Here is a 24,497-nt window from a genome sequence, read left to right on the forward strand (position 1 = left end):
GCCCGAGCTTTGCTTCATTCCATCGCCTCTTCCGAAGAAAGAGCAACTGTGGCGAAGTAGCCCGGCGATCGGCCGGCCTCAAGGCTGGCGCTGGCGCGCCCCCGCCTGCGGCGGCTGACGGCCTTGACCCCGTCCGCTCACCGGTCTGTTGGCTTTGCATGCGCTCGGCCGAGGTCCGAGCGCGAGATAGGCGCGCTCGTCAGGCCACCCTGTATTTCTTCGGATCCCACGTCTCGCCGCGCGCGATCATGGTGTTGAGGATGATGATCAGCTTGCGCATACAGGCGACGATCGCGACCTTTGGCGGCTTGCCCTTGGCAATCAGCCGTTCGTAGAAGGCCTTGAACACCGGATTGTTCAGCGTTGCGGCACCGACACAGGGCATGTAGAGGGCATTTCGCACCCAGCGGCGGCCACCCTTGATGCAGCGTTCACCTCGACGTTTGCCGCTATCATCGTCATAAGGAGCAACGCCCATCAACGCGGCGGCAACTTCGTCGCTCACCTGCCCCAGCTCCGGTAGTCCTCCAAGCAGCGCCATTGCGGTCCCCTCAGCAAAGCCTGGTACGCTCTGGATGATCTCGGCGCGTTTGGCAAAGTCCGGCGTTGTCTTGATCGTCGCCGCGATCGCGGTCTCGAGCGCGGCGATTTCGTCAGCCAGCTTCTTAAGAAGACGCGCGCGAGCCTTCTGAACAAGGGCCGGCGCCTCATGCTCCTTCTGCATTTCCAGGCGAGCCCTGACGTCAAGCAGGCCTTGGCGTCCCTTCACCAGTGCCTTCATCTCCTCGTGAGCGGGATTGTCGACTTGGCTGGGAGCCTCGCCGAATGTCTCGGCGAACCAGGAGATCATCTCCGCGTCGATCTTGTCATTTTTCGCAAGGCGTCCCGCCGATTCCGCAAAGTGGCGAACCCGTTTGGGATCGACGATCCGTACTTCCAGCCCTGCTTGGCGCAACGCCTTGGCCCATACCCGCTCGTAGCCGCCGCTTGCCTCCATCACTGCCTTGCCGACCTGATGCTTGCGAAGCCATGCAATCAAGCTCCGTCGCCCCGTCGCGGTTGTTGGGCAAGTCTTCCGCTCCGTTACGGTCCGAATGCACGCATCAATCTTGTCTTTAGCGACATCGATGCCGACGACAACCAGATCGTCTTGTGTCATCATCCACTCCCTTCCTTGCCTGGTACGGGCTCGCAGCCCTTGCAACTGTTCGGGTTCAGGAAGACACCGGAGCTGTCCCTTGCTCTTTAGCAGGCTCTGTCGCCTTTGGGCGCAACGGGCTCAGTTCCGGCAACGGGCGGTTCTGATCCAACCGCCCGTTGCCACATTCTGGCAGATTTCGGGGACACAAGGGCGCAGGGAAGGCCGCATAGGCGTTAAGGTAGCGCGAGCATCGATTGATACGGACGTTTTCGAGGAGGCTCGCGCAGGTGCCGCCCAAGCGCTCGCTTTCTGCGGCGAAAGCAACGGATGGTTGGTTGTGGAATGATCGCTTGTAGCAAGGATGCAACGAGTTGTTGCAAAACACGCCAAGCGCCAGGTGCCGTCAGGCGGCCTGCGTCCAGCGGGGAGAGTCCTCGAAGTCGCGGGCAAGCGGCTCGAGCAGCAGGATGATCAAGAGGTGTGCCAGCAAGTAGGGCTTGGCGGAGCGCGGATCGGTTCCAGGTGGCGTCTTGAGACCAATCAGACTCTTCAGTCGCTTGAAGCCAAGTTCGATGCGCCATCGCAGTCGATAGAGCGCGAGTACATCCTTGGTGGAGAACTCGTCCCGCGCGAGCGACGTGACCAGAATGACCCAATCCGCGGCTTCCAGAGTTTCTTTGGAGATGACGCGGTTTTCGTCTTGTGCGTCGCGCCGGGCTTTACGGCGCGAAGCCGCGACTGCACCGGCGGGCTTCTTGACTGCGACCAGACGCATAGCCAGAGGCGCACCGTCCTTGCGTTTGATCCAAATCCTCCGATCGATCAGTCCGTGCGCCTTCGCCGCACGCAATTGGGCCATCAGATCGAACGGAAGGCCTTTGGCATCAAGCCAACGTGCGTTCTTCCAGCCCGCTCGGATCAAAACGTCTGCCCCGGCGTCGCGCACAGCGGCGATGCGGTCAGGTTGTAGATAAGCGCGGTCAGCAATGCGGATCTCGTTCTTGACCACCGGTATCCGGTCAAACGTTTCGCCTTCTTGCTGATCTGTCAGCTCGAAGTGACCAAAGCGCTCATATGGCAGATCGAATGCACTATGAACGCGCCAAAGCTCACTGTTCCTGCGCGCAGCCGGTCCTGCCTGAGGCACTGTCGTCGCATCGATAATGCGGATCAGGCGGCCTCGGCTCGCTTTCGGGGCTGCCGCAGCGAGCAAGCCCTCCACCAGCACTGCAAACCAATCGCCACATTGACGCAGGCGATAGAACAACGCCACGCTGCTGAGGTCGGCAAGGCCAACAGAAGCCGCCCACGCGGCTGTCGATCTCAACCCTCTTTCACCCAGACAATAGGCCAGCATCAGCCGAAGTAACGACACCGCATCTGGAATTTGGCGCCGCCGCACGAAAGCCTTCGTCTGGCGCGCACTTATTTCAAGCTGCGCAGCCCCGCCGAGCTGCGTAACCACTCTCGTCCAGTCCTCGTTCAGAAGCGATTCGTCTGCCATCCCGCCTTGGAATCACGTGTGATTCCAACACTCAAGAACAAACTTAACGCCTATGGGGAAGGCCGGGTGCTGACCTCGCACCCGCGGTCTGCTGCGCAAAAGGCACACGCAGAAAACCGCACAGCAGCATACAGGTGGTGCCGAACACACGGCCTTCCCTGCGCGATGGTCGGACGGCTTATGCCGCGCTCTCCTGGGAGCCGAATTCGTTCTGGCCTCCCTAACTCCCGCGAAAGTCACCGGCCATCGCGCCGGTTGACGCGACTGCCGCATCCGCAAGAGCTTGACCGTAGCAACGACGGCCAGGACCACACGGTTTTGCCGTACGCACACAGCGCCGCTCGTCCGCACGAAGCCTCGGGCTCACGGAGAGCAATCCGCCCTGCCCTTGACATCTCGCGCACGACGCTGCCGCGTCCACCGCAACCCGGCCCGCGCTTCGAACGACTCGCGAACCGCCCCTCTTCCGTGAGCCGGGCTGTTTCGGCTTATGCCCCATTTCCGAATTTCGGTAAAGAAGAATATTTTCGCGCGCAGGGGTTGACGGGCGGCAAGGTGTTTTGCCCGACGAGACAGTCACAGGTCGCTACACCTCGTCGCCCGGCTGAAGCGAAAGCGTAATCCGGGCAAAACGTCGGACCCGGGGCCAACGCCTCCGGATTGCGCTTGCGCTCCATCCGGCTACGGACCTCCATATCGGCAGAAGTGGCGCCTCATGCCACCGCAGCGTCCGGAATCCTCGCGGCTTCCATTGGCTGCTTGCCGCGGATCAGGTCCGAGGCGCGGTCGGCGATCATCATGGTGGAGGCGTTGAGGTTTGCCGAGATCATGCGCGGCATCACCGAGGCGTCGATGACGCGCAGGCCCTCGAGGCCGTGGACGCGGAGGTGGTCGTCAACCACGGCCCAGGTTGAGTCCGCCGGGCCCATGCGGCAGGTGCAGCCGGGGTGGAAGGTGGTGGTGCCGCGTTGGGTGGCGGCGTGCAGAAATTCGTCGTCGGTGTTGACGTTGGGGCCGGGGAAATCCTCGTAGGCGTAGTAGGGCGACAGCGGGGCACTCTTCAAAAGCTTGCGCGCGAGCTTCATGCCGCCGACGATGACGCGGCGGTCGAGCTCGGCGTCGAGATAATTGGTCTGGATGATCGGCGGCGCGAACGGATCAGCCGAGCGAATGCGGACATAGCCGCGGCTCTCGGGGCGCTGCTGCCAGGACGCCACGGTCATGCCGGGCTCGTCCTCGAGCTGGCCCTGCACGCCTTCCTTGTAGGAAGCCGGCGTGAAGGTGAGCTGAAGGTCGGAGCTCTCCGCGCTCTCGCCGGAGTGCCAGAAGCAATAGACCATGGTCGGCGACAGCGACAGCAGCCCGCGCCGCGCGGTGGCCCATTTCATCGCCTCGATCCACAGCGAGAGGCCGCGGCGAAGCTCGTTGATGGTCTTGATGTGCTTGACGCGCGCGACCGTACGCGGGGCGTAATGGTCCTGAAGGCCTTCGCCGACGGGGAGCGCGTGACGCACCGCGATGCCGTGCTGCTGCAACAGATCGGGCGAGCCGACGCCGGAGAGCTGCAGGAGCTGCGGCGAATTATAGGTGCCGCCGGAGAGGATGACTTCCTTGTTGGCGCGCACTTCGACAGGATGGCCGCCGCGGCCGCCCTTCATGTAGCGCACGCCGACGGCGCGCTTGCCTTCGAAAATGATCTCGGTCGCGTGCGCATGCGTGTGCACGTGCACGTTCGGCCGCTTCATCGCGGGCTTGAGGAATGCGGTGGCGCCGGAGACGCGCAGGCCGTTGTTGATGGTGCGCTGGCAGTAGGAGACACCCTCCTGGGTCTTGCCGTTATAATCGGGGTTGCGGGGGATGCCGAGCGAGACCGCGCCTTCCATGAAGGCTTCGCAGAGCGGATCGCGCCAGTTCATGGTGGTGACGATGAGATTGCCGTCGCGGCCGCGATAGGTGTCCTCACCCTCGCCGACCCGCCTCTCCAATCGCCGGAAGTACGGCAGCACGTCGGCATAGCCCCAGCCGCGGTTGCCCATCTGCGCCCAGGTGTCGAAATCCATGCGTTGGCCGCGGTTGTAGATGTGGCCGTTGATCGAGGACGAGCCGCCGAGCGTCTTGCCGCGCGGCGCATAGATGCTGCGCCCGCCGGTCCAGGGCCCCGGCTCCTGCTGGTAGGCCCAATTGATGCTCTTCATGTGGAAGGTCTTGATGAAACCCGCCGGCAGATGGATGTACGGGTGCCAGTCGGAAGGGCCCGCCTCGAGCACGCAGACGGTCGTATTGGGATCCTCGCTGAGCCGGCTGGTGAGCACGCAACCGGCGGAACCCGCGCCGACGATCACATAATCAAATCTGTCCATTCGGCTACTCCCAGCATGTCGTGAATTCGAGTGAACTGCAGCTGCGGGTTTCCGACACCTCTCCCCATGGGAGAGGTGATCGAGAGCGCGGCCGATGCGGTGCACATCTGTCTAGCGCGGCTTGTCGTTGAGTTGGAATTCCAAATGCGCCTGTACCGTCGGCCATTCGGCGGCGGTGATGCTGTAAACAACCGTATCGCGCAGCGTGCCGTTCGGCGCGATCTGGTGGCTGCGCAGAATGCCGTCCTGCTTGGCGCCCAGGCGCTCGATGGCGCGGCGACTCTGGTGGTTGAAGAAATGCGTACGGAACTCGACCGCGATGCAGTTCAGCGTCTCGAAGGCATGGCGCAGCAGCAACAGCTTACACTGCGTGTTGAGCGGACCGCGCTGAGCGCTCTTGCCATACCAGGTCGAGCCGATCTCGACGCGGCGGTTGGTGGCATCGATGTTCATGTAGGTGGTCATGCCGACGATCCTGCCCCCGGCATCGAACACGGTGAACGGCAGCATCGACCCTGCGGCCTGCAAGCCGAGGCGGCGGTCGATCTCCTTGCCCATGTTCTCCGGCAGCGGGATCGCCGTGTACCAGAGTTTTGACAGCTCGCCGTCCTTGACCGCCTCGACCAGACCCTCGCGATGCTGATGCGACAGCGGCTCGAGACGGGCGTGCTGTCCGCGCAGGGTGATGGGATCGGGCCAGGGCATTTGAGTTACTCTCCGTTGTCATTGCGAGGAGTGAAGGCGAGGAGTGAAGCGACGAAGCAAATCCAGACTGTCACCGTGGACGCATTCCGGTTGCTTCGCTTCGCTCGCAATGACGGTCACTAGCACCGTTTACTTGTTTAGGAAATTGAGCGGCAAACCGCCGCGCGGCCAGTCCATGGCGATCAGCTCGCCCTTACCTGACAGCGTGATGTAGGCGGTCCTCAGCTCGGGGCCGCCGAAGGCGATGTTGGTGGTGACGCGGTCGCCGGTCGGAACCTGCTCGACCAGGGTGCCGTCGGGCGCGATCACGGAGATGCAGCCGGAGACGAGGGTGGCGACGCAGACATTGCCGTTCGCCTCCACTGCGAGCGAGTCGAACATCTGGTAGCCGCCGAGGCCGCAGATCGGCTTGCCGCGCTCGCCGCGATAGATCGCATCGCGCGGCTTGAGCGTGCCCGGCGCCGAGAGCTCATAGGCCCAAAGCCGGCCGGTCGGCGTCTCCGCGATGTAGACCGTGTTCTCGTCCGGCGACAGCCCGATGCCGTTGGCCGGCAGCACGCCGTGCACGACTTCCACGATCTCGGTCATGCCGGGCTTGAGGTAATACATGCCGCCGACATCCATCTCGCGGGCGCGGCGCTTGCCGAGATCGGAGAACCAGAGGCCGCCCTGTCTGTCGAACACCAGGTCGTTCGGCCCGCGCAGATCGTGCGCGCCGCATTTGGTGACGACGGTCTCGACCTTGCCGGATTGCAGATCGACGCGCTGGATCGAGCCGCCGAGATAATCGTCCGGCTGCTGACCCGGCATGATCATGTTGCGGGTCGGAATCCAGGAGAAGCCGCCATTGTTGCAGATGTAGATCTTCCCGTCGGGGCCGAGGGCGGCGCCATTCGGGCCACCGGGCACCTTGGCGACGATCTCCTTGCGGCCGTCGGGATAAACGCGCGTCAGGCGCTGGCCGCGGATCTCCACCAGCACCACCGAGCCGTCCGGCATCACGACCGGCCCTTCGGGAAATTCGAGGTCGGTGGCGAGAACGCGGACGTCAGGCATTTTGGGACCCTCCCGGCTGCTTGTTATGGCTTGCACGGGATGTCCAGCACGGGCCCCGCAGGCAAGATTTGCCTGCGGTTATGGCAAAGTCGCCAAGGCTTGCCAAGCAAGCGGGACGGTATGCCAGCGTTGCGCGCTACTCCTTCACCGGCACCCAGATCTCGAAGCCGCCATTGCCGGTGGCGGGGTCGAATTTCTCGTCATAGCGCTCGAAGTTCGGCGCGTCCGCGGCTTTGAAACCCGACGCCGGCAACCACTGATTCCAGATGGTATTCACTGTGCGCCGGATCGAGGCGACGTGGTCCTTGTGGGAGAACACCGCGTAGCGCTGCTCGGGGATGCGGATGCGGGCGAAGCGGCGCGGCAGGTCGGAGAAGTCGGCGACCTCGACGCCGGCGATGTAGTCGAAATTGCCGGCATCATCGGCGTTGCAGCAAACGCCGTAGGCGACGTTCCCGACGCGGGCGGGGATGTCGGCGACCTCCTGGTGGAAACGTTGCCACAGACCGGGGATCACGGCGCCGTTGTCGCAGGAGATGCGCTCGGCGGGACCGGCGATGAGAAAGGCCTTGGCGGTCTCGAAACGCGGTGGGGCGAGAGTATCTAGCATCGTGGAATCCATGAGGATCGGCTCCTGAAGATTGAGGTGGCTGACGCACGTTGCCGCCCTGACCGCTTCGGGCGTGGTGCCGAACTGGTCGCGGAACGCGCGGGTGAAAGCTTCGTGGGAGCCGTAATCCGCCTCCAGCGCCAGCGACAGGATGTCGGGCGTGCCCTTTGCCAGACTGCGCGCCGCTTGCGTCAGCCGCCGCGCCCGTACGTAGCGCATCACCGGAAGACCGACCGCTACGGCGAAGGCACGCACAAGGTGGAACCGCGACACGCCGGCGATCTCCGCGATCTCGTCGAGCGTCATCGGCTCGGCCAGATGGCTCTCGATATACCAGAGAGCGCGCTGGGCTGGATTCATGGCGTTCAGGCCCTCGTTCGAAGCGCGGCGATGATGCGCCTTTCTCGACCGCTCCGCTTGATCGGCATTGCTGTGCTTCGCCTAAGGATAATCCGGCAATCGCCACTGGCAACTCCCTGCCGTTCGTGGCTACATTCGTCGAAACCGCTCACCAGAAAGAGGAACCGGATCATGGAAATCACCGATGTGCGGGCGCACCATATCCGCGTTCCCTATGAGGCCGGTGTCGCGAGCTTTCGCCAGGGCGCTTCCGCCATCACGGCGCTCGACATGGTCCTCGTCGAGGTCACGACCGATTCCGGGCTGACCGGCTGGGGCGATGCCTTCGCCTATGTCTGCCCGCGCACGACGCGCAGCGCCGTCGAGGAGATGATCGCGCCGCAGGCCCGCGGGCTGAAGGTGCCCGATGCCGCGGGCATTCCCGCGGTGATGGAACAGATCCAGCGCAATCTGCATCTGTTCGGCCGCTACGGCATCACCATGTTCGCGATATCAGGGCTCGATATCGCATTGTGGGACCTGGCCGCGAAGGTCAAAGGCGTGCCGGTGCATCGCCTGCTGGGCGAGATCAGGCGCACGGCCATTCCGGCTTACGCGAGCCTGCTGCGGATCGGCTCGCCCGACAACATCGCCGCCGAATGCAGGAAGGCGCTCGCGCTCGGCTATGGCGCGATCAAGCTGCACGAAACCACGCAGCCGGCGGTATTCGCCGCACGCGAGGCGATCGGGCCGACCGTTCCGCTGATGGTGGACATGAACTGCCCGCTCACGGCCGAGCAGGCGATCGCATTCGCGGCGACGTGCCGGGACGCGCAACCGATGTTTCTGGAGGAGCCGGTCTGGCCGCCCGAGGATTTCACCGCGCTCGCCGACGTGCGCCGCAAGGGTGGAATCGGCATCGCTGCCGGCGAGAATGCCTGCACTGAATATCAATTCCGCCAGATGATGGAGGCCGGCGCGGTGAGCCACGCCCAGCCCTCGGTGATCAAGGTCGGCGGCATCACGGAATTTTTGAAGGTCGCGGCGCTGGCCGATCGGTCCGGCGTCAAGATCGTTCCGCACTCTCCTTATTTTGGCCCGGGCCTCTTGGCGACGCTGCATCTGCTCGCGACGCGCGACGACGGGCCGGTCGAGATGTTCTATTTGAAGCGCGAGGCCTGCCTCTGGAACGGCCGCGCCGATGTCGATGCCACCGGCCATGTCGCGGTGCCCTCAGGCCCCGGGCTCGGTTACGAGCCGGATCGTGGCGTGATGGAGCGATATCGCGTCGCGTGAACGGCGGTTATTTCGCCGCGTCCTTGGGCGGCGGCGCGTCCTGCTTCTTTTTCAGATCCTCGGCCGTCTTCGCCTGCGCAGCCTGCAGGTCGCCGAGCGTCTTCTGCAAGCCGGCGAGGCTGGTCTTCAGCGCGTCGATCTGGCGGTTGGCCGCATCCAGCTTCTGCTGGTGGTCGAGATTGAGCTTGGTGATGGTCTTCTGCAGGAAATCAACATTGCTCTGCAGACAGCTGGTGCGCCGCTCCATCGTCTTCTCGACGGTGCAGATCTCGATGCCGGGCACGTCCTGCGCGTGCACCGGCAGAGGCGCCAGCGCTGCGAGCAGCAACATCGCGAAACGAATGCCAGCGTTTCGAAGCAGCATGAAAGTTCCTCGGCCAGTCGATCACGGCAATGTGCGCTGTTTGCGCACAGCCGCGTGAAGCTACCACACTCGCACCGCATTCTCGCGTTGAGCTTGGCTCGTTGCCCCGGGACGGGGAGCAGTGAACCGCACGCGGAAGAAGTGGGCGCTCTTCCCGCGCTTTGATTAGGGGAGATTTTTGGAATGGCAACGCGCGATAGACGTTTGGCGGAGTTCGATGGCGCCGGAGAACCACCGCCGGGCCTGCCACTCGAAGTGCTGTGCGAGGATCACAGCGGAACGTATCAACTGCCGTTCGCCTGCCGCTATGTCGAGGGACGCTGGCAGAATCACGAAGCCGGCATCGCGGTCGAAGCAACCGTGATCGGCTGGCGCCTGCCACGCGTGAAGCAGCGCGGTGCCGCCTGAAGGCGGTCTCTGTTTCAAAATGCGACGGGGCCGCGCTTCGCTTTAACCTTCGGAACGCGGCCCGAACGAATCACGTCCGAATCAGCTGAAAGGCCGTGTACGCACCTGTTCACGGCTAGATGTCGATGCAACTTTAGGGACGTGTACAATATCTCGGCGGCGCGCTGGATGGGCCGGGCCTGGCACCGGCGCTAAAGGTTAATCGTGGCAAAGGCATCGCCGTGACGCCGCCGCGGCAGGGGCCCCGCCGCCGAAACAGGCAGGGCTGCGCAATACCTGCCTAATATTCGACCTCGAGTTCCTCGATCTCGGCTGGCTCCTCCCTCGCCGCCGCGATCCATTCCTGCATCTCGGGCATGGCCATGATAGTTTCGGCATAGGCCTTCAGCGGCGGCGCCAGCTTGACGTCATAGGTCATGAAGCGCGTCACCACCGGGGCATACATCGCATCCGCCATGGTGCGCTGCGCGCCGAACAGGAAGGGCCCGCCCGATTTCTCCAGGCAGTCGCGCCAGATGAACCAGACGCGGTCGATGTCGGCCTGCGCCCGCGACCAGATCTTGAAGCCGGGAAAGTGCCCCTTCAGGTTGACCGGCAACGAGGCGCGCAGCGTGGTGAAGCCGGAATGGATTTCGCCTGAGATCGAGCGGCAATGCGCGCGCTGGATGCGGTCGGCCGGCAACAGGCCGGCGTCCGGCATCACCTCGTTGAGATATTCGGCAATCGCCAGCGTATCCCAGACCACGGCGCCCTCGTGTCGCAGGCACGGCACCAGGATCGACGACGAGAGCAGCAGGATTTCGGCGCGCGCCGACGGATCGTCGGGCGCGGTGACGATCTCCTCGAAATCGAGCCCAGAGAATTTCGTCAGCAGCCAGCCACGCAGCGACCAGGACGAGTAGTTCTTGCTGCTGATGGTCAGTGTCGCCTTCGCCATAGAGCCCTTCCCTCACGCCTGGGGCAACGCACCGCCAGGCGTGCGGGCCCGTGGCCGGTGCTTCCCGCCCAGAGAGCAGCAAGCGACGTGCCAATTTTCCGGGCGGTCCGGCTCCCGTCTGGCTTCGATATTGCATCACGACGGGGGACAGACGGGCATTTCGGTATGATGTCGATGTACTATCAGGCGTTTCAGAACCACATGGACCTGACGGCGCCGTGGCGCGCGGGGGCTTCGTCCGCGCTCAAACTCCTCAATCTGGTGCCGCAGGGCCTGTCGGACCAGGTCGTCGGCCGGCTCTCGGCCGCGCTGGAGCTGATCTCGCGCTCCACCCTGACCTATGACCGACCGGCCTACGGCATCGACAGCGTCATGGTGGGCAATCGCGAAATCGCCGTCACCGAGGAGATCTCCTACGCGACGCCGTTCGGCTCGCTGCTGCACTTCAAGAAGGATGGCGCCCCCGAGCAGCCGCGCATGCTGCTGGTGGCGCCGATGTCCGGACACTTCGCCACGCTGCTGCGCGGCACAGTTAAGACGCTGCTCCAGGACCACGACGTCTATATCACCGACTGGCACAATCCGCGCGACATTCCGCGCAGCGAAGGCCGCTTCGGGCTCGACGACTACACCGAGCACCTGATCGATTTCCTCGGACAACTCGGCCCGCGGCCGCATATGGTGGCGATCTGCCAGCCGTCGGTGTCGGCGCTCGCGGCCGCCGCGATCATGTGCGAGGACAACCATCCCTCGCGCCCGGCGACGCTGACGCTGATGGCGGGCCCGATCGATACGCGGATCCAGCCGACCAGGGTCAACGAGTTCGCCAAGAGCAAGCCGATCGAGTGGTTCGAGCGCAACCTCATCAACTACGTGCCGATGCAGTGCCGCGGCGCCTTGCGCAAGGTCTATCCCGGCTTCGTGCAGCTGACCGCCTTCGTATCGATGAATCTCGAGCGCCATATCAAGCAGCATCTCGATCTCGCCAACCACATCGCCAAGGGCGAGAAGGAGAAGGCCGCGACGATCAAGACGTTCTACGACGAGTATTTCGCCGTGATGGATCTTCCGGCGGAATTCTACATCGAGACCGTGCGCGACGTATTCCAGGAGCATCTCCTTCCGCAGGGCAAGCTGATGCATCGCGGACGGCCGGTGAACACCAAAGCCGTCAGCCGCATGGGCCTGATGACGGTCGAGGGCGAGAAGGACGACATCTGCTCGATCGGCCAGACCCTCGCAGCACAAGACCTCTGCACCGGCGTGCGCGCCTATCGCCGCGTCCACCACATGCAGGCCGGCGTCGGCCATTACGGCGTGTTCTCGGGCAAGCGCTGGAACAACGAGATCTACCCGCTGCTGCGGGATTTCGTGCACGTCAATTCGTGACCGTCACGCCTGGCCCCCAAGGCGCCAGCAAGAGTTGACGGGACATGCCTCAATGCTCTTGCTTGAGCAGCTCCTTCGCCTGTTCGACTTCGGGAAGATTTCCCTCGGCATCGAATTCGGCGAGCGTGGGAGCGAGCACATCGAATGCCGCGCCCGCTCGACCGTGCATCTTGTGCAGGCGCGCAAGTCCAAGGGCACTGCGCAATTCGAAGGTCTTCGTCTGTTGGTGTCGGGCGATCTCCAACGCTCGCTTGAGGGCGTCCTCGGCACCGTTCGAAGGATCATGGCGCGACAGGAGTTCTCCCCGCACGCGGTGCAGCTCGGCATCAAGCCAATGCTGGCCGGATTGTCCCGTCGAGGCGATCAACTCGTTCAAGAGTTCGAGCCCGGTGTCGACCTGGCCCACCTCTGCTTCCGCCATGGCGATATGCATTCCCCAAAACGGTTCGCAGAGGTAGCAGTCGTTCTCGTGCAGCAAGGTCCAGCCGTGACGCATATCCGCCAGACCGGCGATTCGGTCGCCGGCACGCCACTTGGCGAGGCCATTCAGGTAGGTGCCGGCGGCCACGTACAGCGGCATCGTATGGTCGCGCGCGAGACCGAGCGCCAGGATCGTCTCTGTCTGCTGCAACATGCCCCCGCATAGTCCATCGAACACGGCGCGATGAACAAGCGCGTTGGCCTGGGAAAGCGCCCGCTTTTCTCCTGAAGCACTCACCGCGTCGGCGGCAAGCCTGCGCGCGCGAGCGACTGCGCCAAGCGGCCAGAGCACCAGGGCGAGAAACCTCATGATCACGAACGGAAGATCCAGCGCCGAAGCCCTGAATGTCGCGGGATCCGGTTCGGCCCCATAGATCGCCAGCGCCCGCTCAAGATGCGTTCGCGCGTTCAAATAGTCGCCTCCGAACCAGCAGGTGACGCCACTCGTCCAATGGGCAACGACGGCGGCCACCGGCGAGTCTGGCCGTCGGTCGGCGACGCTCCAGATGGCATCCGCCAGCTCCCGCATCGGAGCGAGTTCGCCGTGTGTCAGGCAAGCATTGAAGAGACCCGAATGGACCGGCGCAAGTTCAACGGGATCATCGATATCGGCCGCGAACTGTCGCGCGCGCGTCCATGCCGCTACCGTTTCGGGAGCGTTGTGCCCGAGGCCGCCCCGTAATGCGCGGCCATATGCGATTTGAAGATGAAGCCGGCCCATCATCCGGCCGGGATCATCGGGCAACTGATCGGCGGCGGCGATCGCCTTGCCGAGATGTGCGATCGCCTCGGAATAGGCCGAGCGTTTGAGCGCCTGCTGGCCCGCCTTGCGCCACCATTCGAGAGCGATCTCGTTCAGTCCCGCCTCGGTGAAGTGGTACGCCAGAACTTCCGGCTCAGTCTCGGCAACGACGGGGAAACTTGTCGCGCAGGACATCGCCGATGCGCTTGTGAAGCACCTGCCGTTTGCTCCTGAGCAGGCCCCCATAGGCTGCCTCCTGAACGAGAGCGTGCCTGAAGCTATAATTTGCTTCAGGCGGAGTGCCGCGACGGACCAGCAGTTCGGCCTCTTCCAGTTGTCCCAGCGCATTGCTCAGCGTCAGATCGTCGCGTCCCGTCACATATCTCAGCAGAGCGTATGAAAAGTCGCGGCCGATGGCGGCGCCTATCTGTGCCACCTCCTTGACTGGAGCCAGCCGGTCGAGCCGCGCCATCAGCGAGTCCTGCAGCGTCGCTGGAATGGCGAGCGGCGGGAGCGGACTGTCGAGGCGATAGCGTCCGGACTCTTCGACGAGCAATCCGGACTCCAGCACCATCTTGGTCAGTTCCTCGACGAACAATGGAATGCCGTCCGTCCTGTCGATGATTTGCTCCATCATCTCGCGCGGCAGCTGGCGGCCGACCGCCACCTGCTCGACCAGCGCGCGCGTATCCTGTCGGTCGAGCCGATCGAGCCGCAACAGACTGACGTTGGCAAGGCCCGACCAGGAGGGCTCGAACTCCGGCCGGGAGGTCATGAGCACGAGGATCGGCAGCCCCCTGATCCGGTCGACTCCGAGATCGAACAGTTCAAGCGTGGTGGCATCGGCCCAATGCATATCCTCGCAAACGATCAGCAGCGGCTGCTCTCGCGCCAAGCCCTCGAGCTGGTCGAGAAGCGCGGTAAACGTCTGTCGCCGCTGCTGCGCCGGGCTCAATCCGAGCGACGGATAACGGTCGCCGGTGGGAATAGAAAGGAGAGCCGCGATGAGCGGTGTCGCTTGAACGACCTGCTGTGTTCCGAGCGCCAGCATAGCCTCGAGTTTATCGAGCTTTTGCCCGGGCGTGTCATGCGGGCGGATGCCGGCGCCGCGCTCGAGCTGCGCGACAAAGGGATGAAGCGCACTGTTGGTGTGGTAAGGCGAGCACTGATACCGCACGCGGCGGTGCACCCCCAGCGAGGGGCTTTCGGAGAGCGTTGCGACAATACGCGACTTGCCGATGCCCGCTTCACCAGAAATCAATACGATCCGGCCCTGACCCTGCCATGCCTCTTGCTGCCGCGAGAGGATGAATTCGATCTCGTTCTTGCGGCCGACAAACCCGATCGAGCGCGCCGGGCGGACCGCTTCGAAACGGCTCTCCGATGCGGTCGCTCCCTCGACCGCCCAGACCGCGATGGGTTCGGCTATTCCCTTGACCTCGCGGCGGCCCAGATTGCGAAAAGTGAAGAGATCTCCCAGCAGCCTGCGCGTGGACGAGGCAACGACGACCGCCCCCGGCTCCGCAAGGCTCTGGAGCCGGGCGGCGAGGTTTGGTGTATCGCCGATCGTTCCGTGCTCCTCTGACGCCTCTCCGCTGATGAGGTCGCCAACCACCACAAGCCCTGTCGCGATTGCGATTCGCAGTTCGACCCGTTCGCCATCGGCTGTATTGAGTTGCCCAACCGCAGAGATCGCCTCGAGACCCGCCCGCACTGCCCGTTCCGCATCATCCTCGTGACCGCGGGGATAGCCGAAATAGACGAGTATTCCGTCACCGACGAACCGGGCTATCCTGCCATCATAGGCCGCAACAACGCTCGCGCAGGCCGCGCGGTAGGCCCGGATCACTTCCCACATATCCTCGGGATCGAGACGCGCCGAGAGCGCAGTCGAGCCGACCAGATCGCAGAACATGACAGTGAGGTGACGGCGCTCGGCGTCATGAGGATGAACCGGCGATGCGATCGACGCGGCTGGATCGAGGTCGGCGATCGCACGCAACATTTTGCGGCGATGGCCGAGCAGGACTCCGAGCTTATCGAAGTCCTCGTCCATCAGTTCGGGAAGGACGCCTATGTCGATCCCATTTTGCGCAAAGCGCTCTGCGTATTGCGCTAGCCCCAGCTTTTCGAGCCACTCCGCAATCTGCATTGGCTCCACCGATCGTGTGGTTGGCAATTAGCAGAATTTTGGATCACGGCGCGGGGGACAATATACCAACGCCACCATGATGGCACGTCTTGTTTGTTCGCGACAGCTTAGGTTACCGATACCGCTTTCAAGCAACGGCACCACTCGATGCGAACGGCCTTGCCGTTACACATCGTTGCAATACTGCGGCTTGTGCTCACCTACAGTACCAGGCGGGCTTTTTCCGTCACCGCAGTTCACTTCATTGCTCGCTGATCGGCGCTTCATAGCTGCGAGCCATCGTGCCCGCCGCAACTTGAAGCGAAGAACCAACCACCCAACAGCCGGCAACAAAGCCTATCAGGCCGTTAGGCAGGTTTTGGTCAAGGACAAGGATGCTGACGGACATGGTTGCGGCGATCGCCGCGCTGAACGTTCCGGCCGCACTCATGATCTCGACCGGCTCGGAACCGTTCCATTCTTCCGAGATGCTCGACGTCGGCCTCCTTGCAACATTGCCGGACAAATCAATTCCGACGTAATAGCCGAGAGCCCCATAGAGCATCGTTATCAGCACGATCCAGCCGCTTTCAAACAGTCCACCTTTCTGACGTAACAGGGTCGCACCAACATACAGGCCGCAAGAGCCCCCAACGGCTGCCAGTCCGATCCTTTCAAGAAGATGAGCCGTTTTGATCAGACTGGAACGGGCGATCCGGAGATTGCTGACGCGCCTGGTCAAAGAGAAGGCGCTGGAAATTGCGCTGCTTATCTTCATAGGGAGCTCCTTCTGAGCTAGTAGCAGCCTACCGGCGACCCCGAACAGAAGCTGCGTGAGTTGCGCGATGCCCTTCCATTCCAATTTCTGAAAAGATGCTGAGTGATGGGATTGGCCTGCTCGTGAGCAAAACGGAGCCAATCCAAAGCTGCGAGCATGCGGCTGCGCAGGCATTGCATCTCACCCGAGTTTGGCAAATGTGCGGGTGCGGCAATTTCTTGCGGGAGTGGTAGTTCAGAAACCGAGCGATCGAGTATGAAGCGGTTCACACACTGCTCTTCGCTGTCGCTCCATTCGGTCACATTTTCCGGAGGACGCGTCTGCACCGTCGCGCTAACCGGACCGCGAACACGCTGGATCTGCAACGCGCGGTTGGTCAGGAGCGCCCCGGTCTTGCCGAAAATCGAAGATCCGCGCTTGGCATCGTGAAGTTCGCAGTGTCAGCCCGACCACTCCTCGCCCCAGACCTGGACGACGTGGCCGGGCGACACTTCTCGATATTGACGCACTGGCGGCTGATAATCCGGCGCGCGCACCGGGCTTCTGATCTCGTCGTTGGATGCTTCCCGGCGCATACCGCGGCGCAACGGGTCGGGCACCGGCACGGCGGCCATCAGCCTCCTGGTATAGGGATGCTGGGGATTGCCGAACACCGAAGCGCGCGTGCCGATTTCGACGATCTCGCCGAGATACATCACGGCGACGCGGTGGCTCATGCGCTCGACCACGGCGATGTCGTGGGAGATGAAGAGGTAGGCAAGGCCCATGCTGGCCTGGAGGTCGAGCATCAAATTGACGACCTGCGCCTTGACCGAGACGTCGAGCGCCGAGACGGCTTCGTCCGCGACGATCAGCTTCGGTCCGAGCGCGAGTGCGCGCGCGATGCAGATGCGCTGGCGCTGGCCGCCGGAGAATTCGTGCGGGAAGCGCGCGGCCATGTCGGCGACGAGGCCGACGCGGACGAGGAGGTCGGCGACCTTGTCGCGGGCCTGCGACGCCGAGGCGAGTCCGTTGGCGAGCAATGGTGCTGCGATCGCCGTTCCCACCGACATGCGCGGATTGAGGCTCGCGAACGGATCCTGAAACACGATCTGCATGTTCTTGCGGAAATCGCGTAGAGCTCGGCCGTTCATGGCCAGTACATCCTGGCCATCGATCAGGACCGTTCCGCTGTCCGGCTCCGTCAGCTTCAGAATGGATCGGCCCGTCGTCGACTTGCCGCAACCGGATTCGCCGACCAGCGCCAGCGTCTCGCCGGCGCGCAGGGTGAAGGAGACGTTCTCGACCGCATGGACGCGGCCCGAGACTTTGCCGAACAGGCCCGAGCGGATCGGAAAGCGCGTGGTGAGGCCTGAGACTTCGAGCAGCGGCCGCTCGGCGGTCGAGACCGTGTCTGGCGTCTCCGCCGGCTCGTCCAAAGTCCCCGTCACCTTGTCGACGATCGGAAACCGCATCGGCCGCGCTCGCCCGTCCATCGAGCCGAGGCGCGGCACCGCCGCGAGCAGTGCCCTTGTGTAGGGATGCGAGGGCGCGGCGAAGATGCGCGAGGTGGCATCGAGCTCGACCGCCTGCCCGCCATACATGACCACGGTGCGATCCGCGATTTCGGCGACCACGCCCATGTCGTGGGTGATGAAGAGGATCGACATCGCCTCCTCGCGCTGGAGCTCCTTCAACAGCTCGAGGATCTGGGCCTGAATGGTGACGTCGAGCGCGGTCGTCGGCTCGTCCGCGATCAAGAGCTTCGGCTTGCAGGCCAGCGCCATCGCGATCATCACGCGCTGGCGCATGCCGCCGGAGAAGCGATGCGGATGCTCGTGGAAGCGCGATGTCGCCGCCGGGATGCGGACGCGATCGAGCAGACGGATGGTTTCGGCTTCCGCCGCCGCGCGCGACAGGCCGCGATGCTGGATCAGCGCCTCCGCTATCTGGAAGCCGATGGTGAGCACCGGGTTGAGGCTCGTCATCGGCTCCTGGAAGATCATGGCGACGTCATTGCCGCGGATGTCTTTCATGCTCGCTTCGGGCAGCCCGAGCAAATCGCGCCCCGCAAGCATGATGCGGCCCTCGACGCGGCCGACCTCCTGCGGAATCAGCCGCATGATCGAGAGCGCGGTGACGCTCTTGCCCGAGCCCGACTCGCCGACGATCGCGACGGTCTCGCGCGGCGCGATATCGAACGAGACGTCGCGGACGACAGGGATCCATCTCCGGTCGAGCATGAAGGAGGTGGTGAGGCCGGCGACCGAGAGCACGGGGGCTTCGGCAACGACGGGTTTGGTCGCGGCGCCGCTCACAGATGGACCTCGGGGCCCGCCGCGGAGAAAGTGCCCTCCCTCCCCCGCTTGCGGAGGGTTGGGGAGAGGGTGTCTCCGCAAGCGGGAGAGGTGAACTGCGCTCGTGGCTGCACCGATGCTCGCATCATCACCTCAATAACCGCGCGTGCGATCGACACGCCCCGGCAGCTCCTCGCCGCGGCGGTGACGGGCGATGACGTCGAGCACGAAATCGACGGCCGTATCGGGCGTCGTCATGCTGGCATTGTGCGGGGTCAGCAGGATACGCGGATGGCTCCAGAACGGATGTCCTGCAGCCAGCGGCTCGGGATCGGTGACGTCGAGCACCGCGCCTGACAGCGCGCCGCTGTCGAGGGCCGCAAGGAAGTCGGACTCGACGAGATGCGGGCCACGCCCGACATTGACGAGCCCTGCCCCGCGCGGCAGGCACGCGAACAGATCGGCATTGAGAATGCCGCGCGTCTGATCCGTCAGCGGCAGCAGGCAGACGAGAATGTCGACCTGCGCCAGAAAGTCCGGCAAGGCGTCGGCACCCGCGTAGCAGGTGACGCCCTCGATCTGGCGCGGCGAGCGATTCCACCCCGATAGCGGAAAGCCGAACGCCTTGAGACGTGCGAGCACGGCCTGACCGAGCTGGCCGAGCCCCATCACGCCGACATGCCGGCGCTTGGCCGGCGTGATCCGGATTTCGCGCCAGACCTGCTGCTTCTGCTGATTGATGAAGTGCAGAAGGTCGCGATGCAGCGCGAGCACGGCCATGGTGACGTATTCGACCATGGTCTCGGCGATGCCGGGCTCCAGCATGCGGACCAGCGGAATGTGCGCTGGGACTTTCGAGGTATCGAACTGATCGACGCCTGCACCAACCGAGAAGACCAGCTCGAGATTGGGAAAGGTCGTCGCGATGTCATCCGGCGGCACCCATGCCACGAGATGGCGGACGTCGGCGGGATTGCCGATGTCGGGCCAGAGCCGGAACGGGATGTCGGGCGCGCGCTCCGCGAACAAGCGCGCCCACTCGGCGCCGCGCACCATGTTGGCCTTGTAGAGAACCGTCATACCGGCCCTCAGAACGGGCTGACCGGCGCGAGCCGCCGACCGTCGATCATGCGCTTGTGGCTGTAGGCGGCGGGATCGACCAGCGGCGTCGAACCCGTCACGATGTCGGCGGCGAGCTTGCCGGCCGCGGGGCCGATGCCAAAACCGTGGCCGGAGAAGCCGGTCGCGAGGAAGAAACCGGGCAGCGCATCGACCGGCGAGATCACCGGAATCGTATCCGGCGTGCAGTCGATCGTGCCGCCCCAGGCTTCCGCGATCTCGATGTCCTTCAATTCCGGATTCGACTTGATCAGCGCTGCGAGCGCCGAATTGACCAGCGACATGTCAGGCGCGGGATCACGCACGCGCTCGGCCTCGAACGGCGACGGCTTGTCGAAGCTCCAGCCCGTGCCGCGCATGAGCTGGTCGAAGAACGACTTGCCGAACGACAGTTTCAGGCCGTTCTTACGATGCTGATAGGTCGGCCAGAAGGTGCGCGCGTAGCGGAACAGGTCCGGCGACAGCTCCACCGTGCCGCGGTTGCGCAGCGCCAGCGTGAAGCCGCCGTCGAGGCGGCGGCGGATGCAGTAGAAATCGGTGCCGAGCGCGCCGGAGGTGATCTCCGGCCCCGGCGTGGTCCGGCACGCGGTGGCGTTGACGAGACCGATCGGCAGCTCGATACCGTGGCGGCGGCAGAACAACGAGGACCACGCGCCGCCCGCCAGCAGCACCGCTTGCGTGCGGATGGTGCCCTTCTCGGTGACGACCGCGCTGACCTTCCCGCCTCGCGTCTCCAGGCCGCGCGCGGCGCAGCCCTGATGGATGGTGACGCCGTGTTTTCGCGCGGCGGTGGCGAGCGCGGGCACGGCCATCGATGGCTCTGCGCGGCCGTCGCTGGGCGTGTGCAGGCCGCCGACCCATTGGTCCGCATTCCCAGGCATGCGCTCGGCAACCTCCGCCGGAGTCAGCACGGTGGAGTGGACCTGCTGCTCGCGCGCGATCGCCGCCCAGCGCTCCCAGCTTGCGAGTTCATCCTTGCTCTTGGTGAGGAAGAGGACGCCGGTGCGGCGGAAGCCGGCATCGACGCCGGCATCGTTCTGCATGTCCTCCCAAAGCCGCAGCGCCTCGCGGGCGAGCGGAATCTCCTCGCGCGCGCGGCCCTGCTGGCGGCACCAGCCCCAATTGCGGCTGGACTGCTCGCCGCCGACATGGCCCTTTTCGACCAGCGCGACAGAATGGCCCTTCTTGGCCAGATGATAGGCCGCGGAAACGCCGATGACGCCGCCGCCGATGACGACGACATCCACCTGCGTCGGCAGGCGTTCGTCGCTATTTATACGGTTGAGCGGCGGGGACATGGGGCACTCCTGGAGGTCAGTTCGATCGAGATCTTGCTCGTCATGGGATGTTCATTCGCGGATCCAGCGCATCGCGGAGGCCGTCACCGAGAAAGTTGAAGCTGGTCACGGCGAGCGTGATGGCGATGCCCGGCGCGATCGCGAGCCAGGGCGCGCTGGTGAGATAGATCTGCGCGTTGTTGAGCATGTTGCCCCAGCTCGCCGCCGGCGGCTGGATGCCGTAGCCGAGATAGCTGACATAGGATTCGAGCAGGATCGCCTTGGCGACGTTGAGCGTCGCAGCGACCACGATCGGTGCGATCGCATTGGGCACCAGCTCGCGAAACATGATCCGTAAGTTCGACGAGCCGAAGGCGAGCGCGGCCACCGCAAACTCACGCTCGCGCAACGACCGCACCTGGGCTTCGACGACGCGGGCAACCGCCATCCAGGCGGTGGCCGCAATCAGCACGGTGGTTGTGACGAGGCCCGGCTCGGTGAGCGCCGCCAGCGCAAGCAGCAGGAAGATCGTCGGAAAGCACAAGACGGCATCGACCAGCCGCATCAGCACCGCGCCGACCACGCCGCCATAGAATCCGGCGAACGCGCCGACCACGATGCCGGCCGCCATCGCGATCACCATCGCGACGATGCCGATCGAGAGCGAGACGCGCCCGCCCATCATCAGCCGCGCCAGCACGTCGCGGCCGAGCTCGTCGGTGCCGAGGATGTGCGCGCCGGAGAGCGGCGGCGCGAACCGTTTCATGATGTCGATATAGGTGTCATCGAACGGCAGCAGATACGGACCGAAGGCCGAGCCGAGCACGAGCACCAGGATGATCACGGCGCCCGCGAGCGCCAGCCGGTGCCGACGGAAGCGCCGCCATGCGGCCTGGCCGGGCGCGAGCTGGGCGGTGGAGAGGACTGCGGTCGCCATCGCCTAGCCCACCCGAATGCGCGGATCGACCACGGCGTAGAGGATGTCGGCGAGCAGCGAGCCGATCAGCACCATCGTTGCCGAGAACATCAGGATGCCCATCACCACGGGATAGTCGCGATAGCCGATGGAGTCGAGGAACAGCCGGCCCATGCCGGGCCAGGTGAACACGGTCTCGGCGACCAGCGCGCCGCCGAGCAGCGTCGGAAACTGAAGGCCCGCCACCGTGATCATCGGCAGCAGCGCGTTGCGCAAGGCATGCACGGTGAGGATGCGCCATTCCGGCATGCCCTTGGCGCGCGCAGTGCGGATGTAGTCCTGGTTGATGACCTCGAGCATCGAGGAGCGCATGAAGCGGCCCCACATCGCGGTCTCGACCAGCGCCAGCACCATGGCCGGCGCGATCAGATGATGCAGCAGGTCGAGAAAGGAGCCGTCGCCAACGGTCTCGCGGTTGCCGGACGGCAACCAGCCGAGCTTCACCGAGAAGACGTAGATGGTGACGAGGCCGAACCAGAAGGTCGGAATCGACAGCGCGATCATGGCGCCGACGGTGGCGAGCGCATCGAACAGCGAATAGCGGCGCAGCGCGCCGAGGATGCCGATCCAGCAGCCGAGCAGCACCGCGATGATCGTCGCCGTCGCCATCAGCTCCAGCGTGGCGCCGAGATGCGAGGAGATCACCGACAGCACCGCCTCGCCGTCACGATAGGAGCGGCCCCAATCGCCTTTGAGCATGCGGCCGAACCAGTCGAGATACTGGATCGGGAGCGGCCGATCCAGCCCGAGCTGCCTGGTGACGCGATCGAGATCCTCCTGCGTCATCTGCGCGGAGGCCGCGAATTGCGACAGCGGACCGCCGGGCGCCATATGCAGGACGGCAAAGCCGATTCCCGAGACGATCACCAGCAGCATGATTGCCTGCGCCAGGCGATTGAGGCGTGGCCAGGACATCAGGCCCAATACCATTCGCGGATATTCCAGCAGTTGATCGAGGTGTTGATGTTGGGACGGAAGCCCTGCAGGCCCTCCTTGACGCCCTCGGCAATGAACCCCTGAAACAGCGGCAGGATGGCGAGATCGTTACGGATCAGCTTCTGCAGCTCGCCATAGGTCGCCTTGCGCTGTGACAGATCGAACTGCTTGGCGCCTTCGGCGAGCAGCCGATCGGCCTCCGCGCTCCGGTACTGATAGGTGTTGTAGCCGCGCCCGCCTTTGGCGGGAATGGAGCCCGAGCCGAAGCGCGGCGTCACGTCGGGGTCGCTGCCCAACATGAAATTCACGCCCACGATCACCGAGTTGAACTTCGACTGCTGCCAGAAGTCGCCCCAGATCACGGCCGCCGGCATGTTGTTGACGCGCATCGCAGCGCCGATCGCACGCCAGTCCTGGATCAGAAGCTGCTGGGTCTGCTCGCGCACCGCGTTGCCTGACGTCGTGGAGTTGGCGAATTCGAGCTTGACGCCGCCCTTCTCGCGAATGCCACCCGCGCCGCGTACCCATCCGGCGGCATCGAGCAGCGCGTTGGCCTTGGCCGGATCGTATTTATGCTGCGGCAGTCCCTGCTGGAACGACCAGGCCTGCTGCGGCACGAAGCTCTCGGTCTGCTTGGGCAATCCGTAATTGAGCGCATCGATGATCGCTTGCTTGTTGATGGCGAGATAGAGCGCCTCGCGCACCGCGCGATCAGCGAAGGGACCGAACTCCAGATTGGGCGCGATATGCTCCACCGAGGAGGTCGAGGAGACGACGATATTGCGCCCCTTCAGCGTCTTCGCCTCCTGCACGAAGTTCGGCAAGATGCCTTGCAGGCCGGTGTAGTCGACCTGGCCGGTGCGGAACTGGGTGTAGAGCACGGTGAGATCGGGGATGTACTTGAAGACCACGCGTTCGACGTAAGGCCCCTTGCCGTGATAGCCGATGTGGGCGTTGAGCAGGATGTGGTCCCCGGGCACGCGTTCGCCCCAGCGGAACGGCCCGGTGCCGATAGGCGCATTGTGGAACGGCGAGGCGTTCGGATCGGACACCTTCTCCAGGATGTGTTTTGGCACGATGAAGGTCAGCGATCCCAGGATCGACATGTAGGGCGAATAGGGCGCTTCCATGCGCCAATGGATCTCGTCGGGCGCGACGACCTTGATGTCCTTGACGAGGCTGTGGCCGACGCGACTGCGGGCGCGGAAATTGGGGTCGTTGATCAATTCGAGCGAGAACTTCACGTCCTCGGCCGTGAAAGGCGTGCCGTCGTGCCATTTCACGTCATTGCGCAGCTTGATCTTCCAGGTCAGACCGTCGGCCGATAGACCGCCATTCTCGAGGGTCGGGACTTCGCGCGCGAGATCTGGAACGAAATTGCCGGCGGGATCGATGTACCAGAGCAGCGAGAACACCTGCCACCAGATGCCCTGGTCGACCTCGATGCCCGGCATCAAGGGATGAAAGACGGTCGGCTCCTGCGACAGCGCCGCGATCACCTGGCCGCGCGGCTTGTCCGGCGGATTGGTGGGACGTTCGGTCTGGGCGAAGGCGTTGCCTGAAAGCGTCCATCCCGCTGCGGCGCCCGCGCCGAGCTGGACGAATTGACGGCGATTCGGAATGCCGAGATGCAGTGCCCCAACGCCACGCTTGCCAGTGTCGTGTGCCATCAC

General features: G+C 64.2%; 18 protein-coding genes and 1 pseudogene. 3 read left to right on the forward strand and 16 right to left on the reverse strand.

Annotated features, from left to right (window positions below; genetic code table 11):
* Positions 1 to 199: 199 nt before the first annotated feature.
* The 6 genes from P6U28_RS23260 to P6U28_RS23285 form a co-directional block, all read right to left on the reverse strand.
* Positions 200 to 1,162, reverse strand: coding sequence for an IS110 family transposase (locus P6U28_RS23260; RefSeq protein WP_407119786.1), 963 nt, complete (start codon positions 1,160 to 1,162; stop codon positions 200 to 202).
* A 382-nt stretch (positions 1,163 to 1,544) separates the two neighbouring features.
* Positions 1,545 to 2,645 carry an IS4 family transposase gene (locus P6U28_RS23265; protein WP_122401899.1) on the reverse strand — a complete coding sequence of 367 codons (1,101 nt, stop codon included), beginning with the start codon at positions 2,643 to 2,645 and terminating at the stop codon, positions 1,545 to 1,547.
* A gap of 713 nt (positions 2,646 to 3,358) precedes the next feature.
* On the reverse strand, positions 3,359 to 5,005 hold the full coding sequence (locus tag P6U28_RS23270) for a GMC family oxidoreductase (RefSeq protein ID WP_407119978.1): 1,647 nt from the start codon (positions 5,003 to 5,005) through the stop codon (positions 3,359 to 3,361).
* A 111-nt stretch (positions 5,006 to 5,116) separates the two neighbouring features.
* Positions 5,117 to 5,710 carry a GNAT family N-acetyltransferase gene (locus P6U28_RS23275; RefSeq protein ID WP_122401897.1) on the reverse strand — a complete coding sequence of 198 codons (594 nt, stop codon included), beginning with the start codon at positions 5,708 to 5,710 and terminating at the stop codon, positions 5,117 to 5,119.
* Positions 5,711 to 5,839: 129 nt separating this feature from the next.
* The gene (locus P6U28_RS23280) at positions 5,840 to 6,766 is read right to left on the reverse strand and encodes an SMP-30/gluconolactonase/LRE family protein (RefSeq protein ID WP_407119979.1); all 927 of its coding nucleotides are present in this window, start codon (positions 6,764 to 6,766) and stop codon (positions 5,840 to 5,842) included.
* A gap of 136 nt (positions 6,767 to 6,902) precedes the next feature.
* Positions 6,903 to 7,736 (reverse strand): GyrI-like domain-containing protein, encoded by an 834-nt coding sequence (locus P6U28_RS23285; protein ID WP_407119980.1) that lies wholly within the window; start codon positions 7,734 to 7,736, stop codon positions 6,903 to 6,905.
* Between the two features lie 171 nt (positions 7,737 to 7,907).
* Between P6U28_RS23285 and P6U28_RS23290 the strand changes: the two genes are divergently transcribed.
* On the forward strand, positions 7,908 to 9,011 hold the full coding sequence (locus tag P6U28_RS23290; RefSeq protein WP_407119981.1) for a mandelate racemase/muconate lactonizing enzyme family protein: 1,104 nt from the start codon (positions 7,908 to 7,910) through the stop codon (positions 9,009 to 9,011).
* Between the two features lie 7 nt (positions 9,012 to 9,018).
* Here the strand turns inward: P6U28_RS23290 and P6U28_RS23295 are convergent, their stop codons facing one another.
* Positions 9,019 to 9,375, reverse strand: coding sequence for a hypothetical protein (locus P6U28_RS23295; RefSeq protein ID WP_122401894.1), 357 nt, complete (start codon positions 9,373 to 9,375; stop codon positions 9,019 to 9,021).
* Between the two features lie 183 nt (positions 9,376 to 9,558).
* Between P6U28_RS23295 and P6U28_RS23300 the strand changes: the two genes are divergently transcribed.
* A complete protein-coding gene (locus P6U28_RS23300) occupies positions 9,559 to 9,783 on the forward strand; it encodes a hypothetical protein (protein ID WP_024339451.1) in 225 nt (74 codons plus the stop codon).
* 280 nt (positions 9,784 to 10,063) lie between these two features.
* Here the strand turns inward: P6U28_RS23300 and P6U28_RS23305 are convergent, their stop codons facing one another.
* Positions 10,064 to 10,720 carry a glutathione S-transferase family protein gene (locus P6U28_RS23305; protein ID WP_122401893.1) on the reverse strand — a complete coding sequence of 219 codons (657 nt, stop codon included), beginning with the start codon at positions 10,718 to 10,720 and terminating at the stop codon, positions 10,064 to 10,066.
* 165 nt (positions 10,721 to 10,885) lie between these two features.
* On the opposite strand from P6U28_RS23305, the gene P6U28_RS23310 reads away from it, so the two are divergent.
* Positions 10,886 to 12,109 carry a polyhydroxyalkanoate depolymerase gene (locus tag P6U28_RS23310; protein WP_129144103.1) on the forward strand — a complete coding sequence of 408 codons (1,224 nt, stop codon included), beginning with the start codon at positions 10,886 to 10,888 and terminating at the stop codon, positions 12,107 to 12,109.
* Between the two features lie 49 nt (positions 12,110 to 12,158).
* On the opposite strand, the pseudogene P6U28_RS23315 reads toward P6U28_RS23310, so the two are convergent.
* The 8 genes and pseudogenes from P6U28_RS23315 to P6U28_RS23350 all read right to left on the reverse strand — a co-directional run bounded on the left by P6U28_RS23315 (position 12,159) and on the right by P6U28_RS23350 (position 24,494).
* A pseudogene (locus P6U28_RS23315) lies at positions 12,159 to 15,483 on the reverse strand (adenylate/guanylate cyclase domain-containing protein).
* A gap of 241 nt (positions 15,484 to 15,724) precedes the next feature.
* A complete protein-coding gene (locus P6U28_RS23320; RefSeq protein ID WP_129144112.1) occupies positions 15,725 to 16,240 on the reverse strand; it encodes a hypothetical protein in 516 nt (171 codons plus the stop codon).
* A gap of 440 nt (positions 16,241 to 16,680) precedes the next feature.
* Positions 16,681 to 18,462: an ABC transporter ATP-binding protein gene (locus P6U28_RS23325; RefSeq protein ID WP_245509546.1), complete on the reverse strand. Its 1,782-nt coding sequence runs from the start codon at positions 18,460 to 18,462 to the stop codon at positions 16,681 to 16,683.
* 207 nt (positions 18,463 to 18,669) lie between these two features.
* Complete coding sequence (locus tag P6U28_RS23330; RefSeq protein WP_129144101.1) at positions 18,670 to 19,596, reverse strand: glyoxylate/hydroxypyruvate reductase A; 927 nt, start codon at positions 19,594 to 19,596, stop codon at positions 18,670 to 18,672.
* 8 nt (positions 19,597 to 19,604) lie between these two features.
* On the reverse strand, positions 19,605 to 20,933 hold the full coding sequence (locus P6U28_RS23335) for an NAD(P)/FAD-dependent oxidoreductase (RefSeq protein ID WP_407119982.1): 1,329 nt from the start codon (positions 20,931 to 20,933) through the stop codon (positions 19,605 to 19,607).
* Positions 20,934 to 20,973: 40 nt separating this feature from the next.
* Positions 20,974 to 21,849: an ABC transporter permease gene (locus tag P6U28_RS23340; RefSeq protein WP_407119983.1), complete on the reverse strand. Its 876-nt coding sequence runs from the start codon at positions 21,847 to 21,849 to the stop codon at positions 20,974 to 20,976.
* A 3-nt stretch (positions 21,850 to 21,852) separates the two neighbouring features.
* Positions 21,853 to 22,803, reverse strand: a complete 951-nt coding sequence (locus P6U28_RS23345; protein ID WP_407123101.1) for an ABC transporter permease — start codon at positions 22,801 to 22,803, stop codon at positions 21,853 to 21,855.
* Positions 22,803 to 24,494 carry a peptide ABC transporter substrate-binding protein gene (locus P6U28_RS23350; RefSeq protein WP_122401885.1) on the reverse strand — a complete coding sequence of 564 codons (1,692 nt, stop codon included), beginning with the start codon at positions 24,492 to 24,494 and terminating at the stop codon, positions 22,803 to 22,805. The genes P6U28_RS23345 and P6U28_RS23350 overlap by 1 nt, the downstream gene beginning before the upstream one ends.
* Between the last annotated feature and the right edge of the window lie 3 nt (positions 24,495 to 24,497).

It is taken from the genome of Bradyrhizobium sp. STM 3561, from assembly GCF_045571455.1.
GTDB classification, from domain to species: Bacteria; Pseudomonadota; Alphaproteobacteria; order Rhizobiales; family Xanthobacteraceae; genus Bradyrhizobium; species Bradyrhizobium vignae.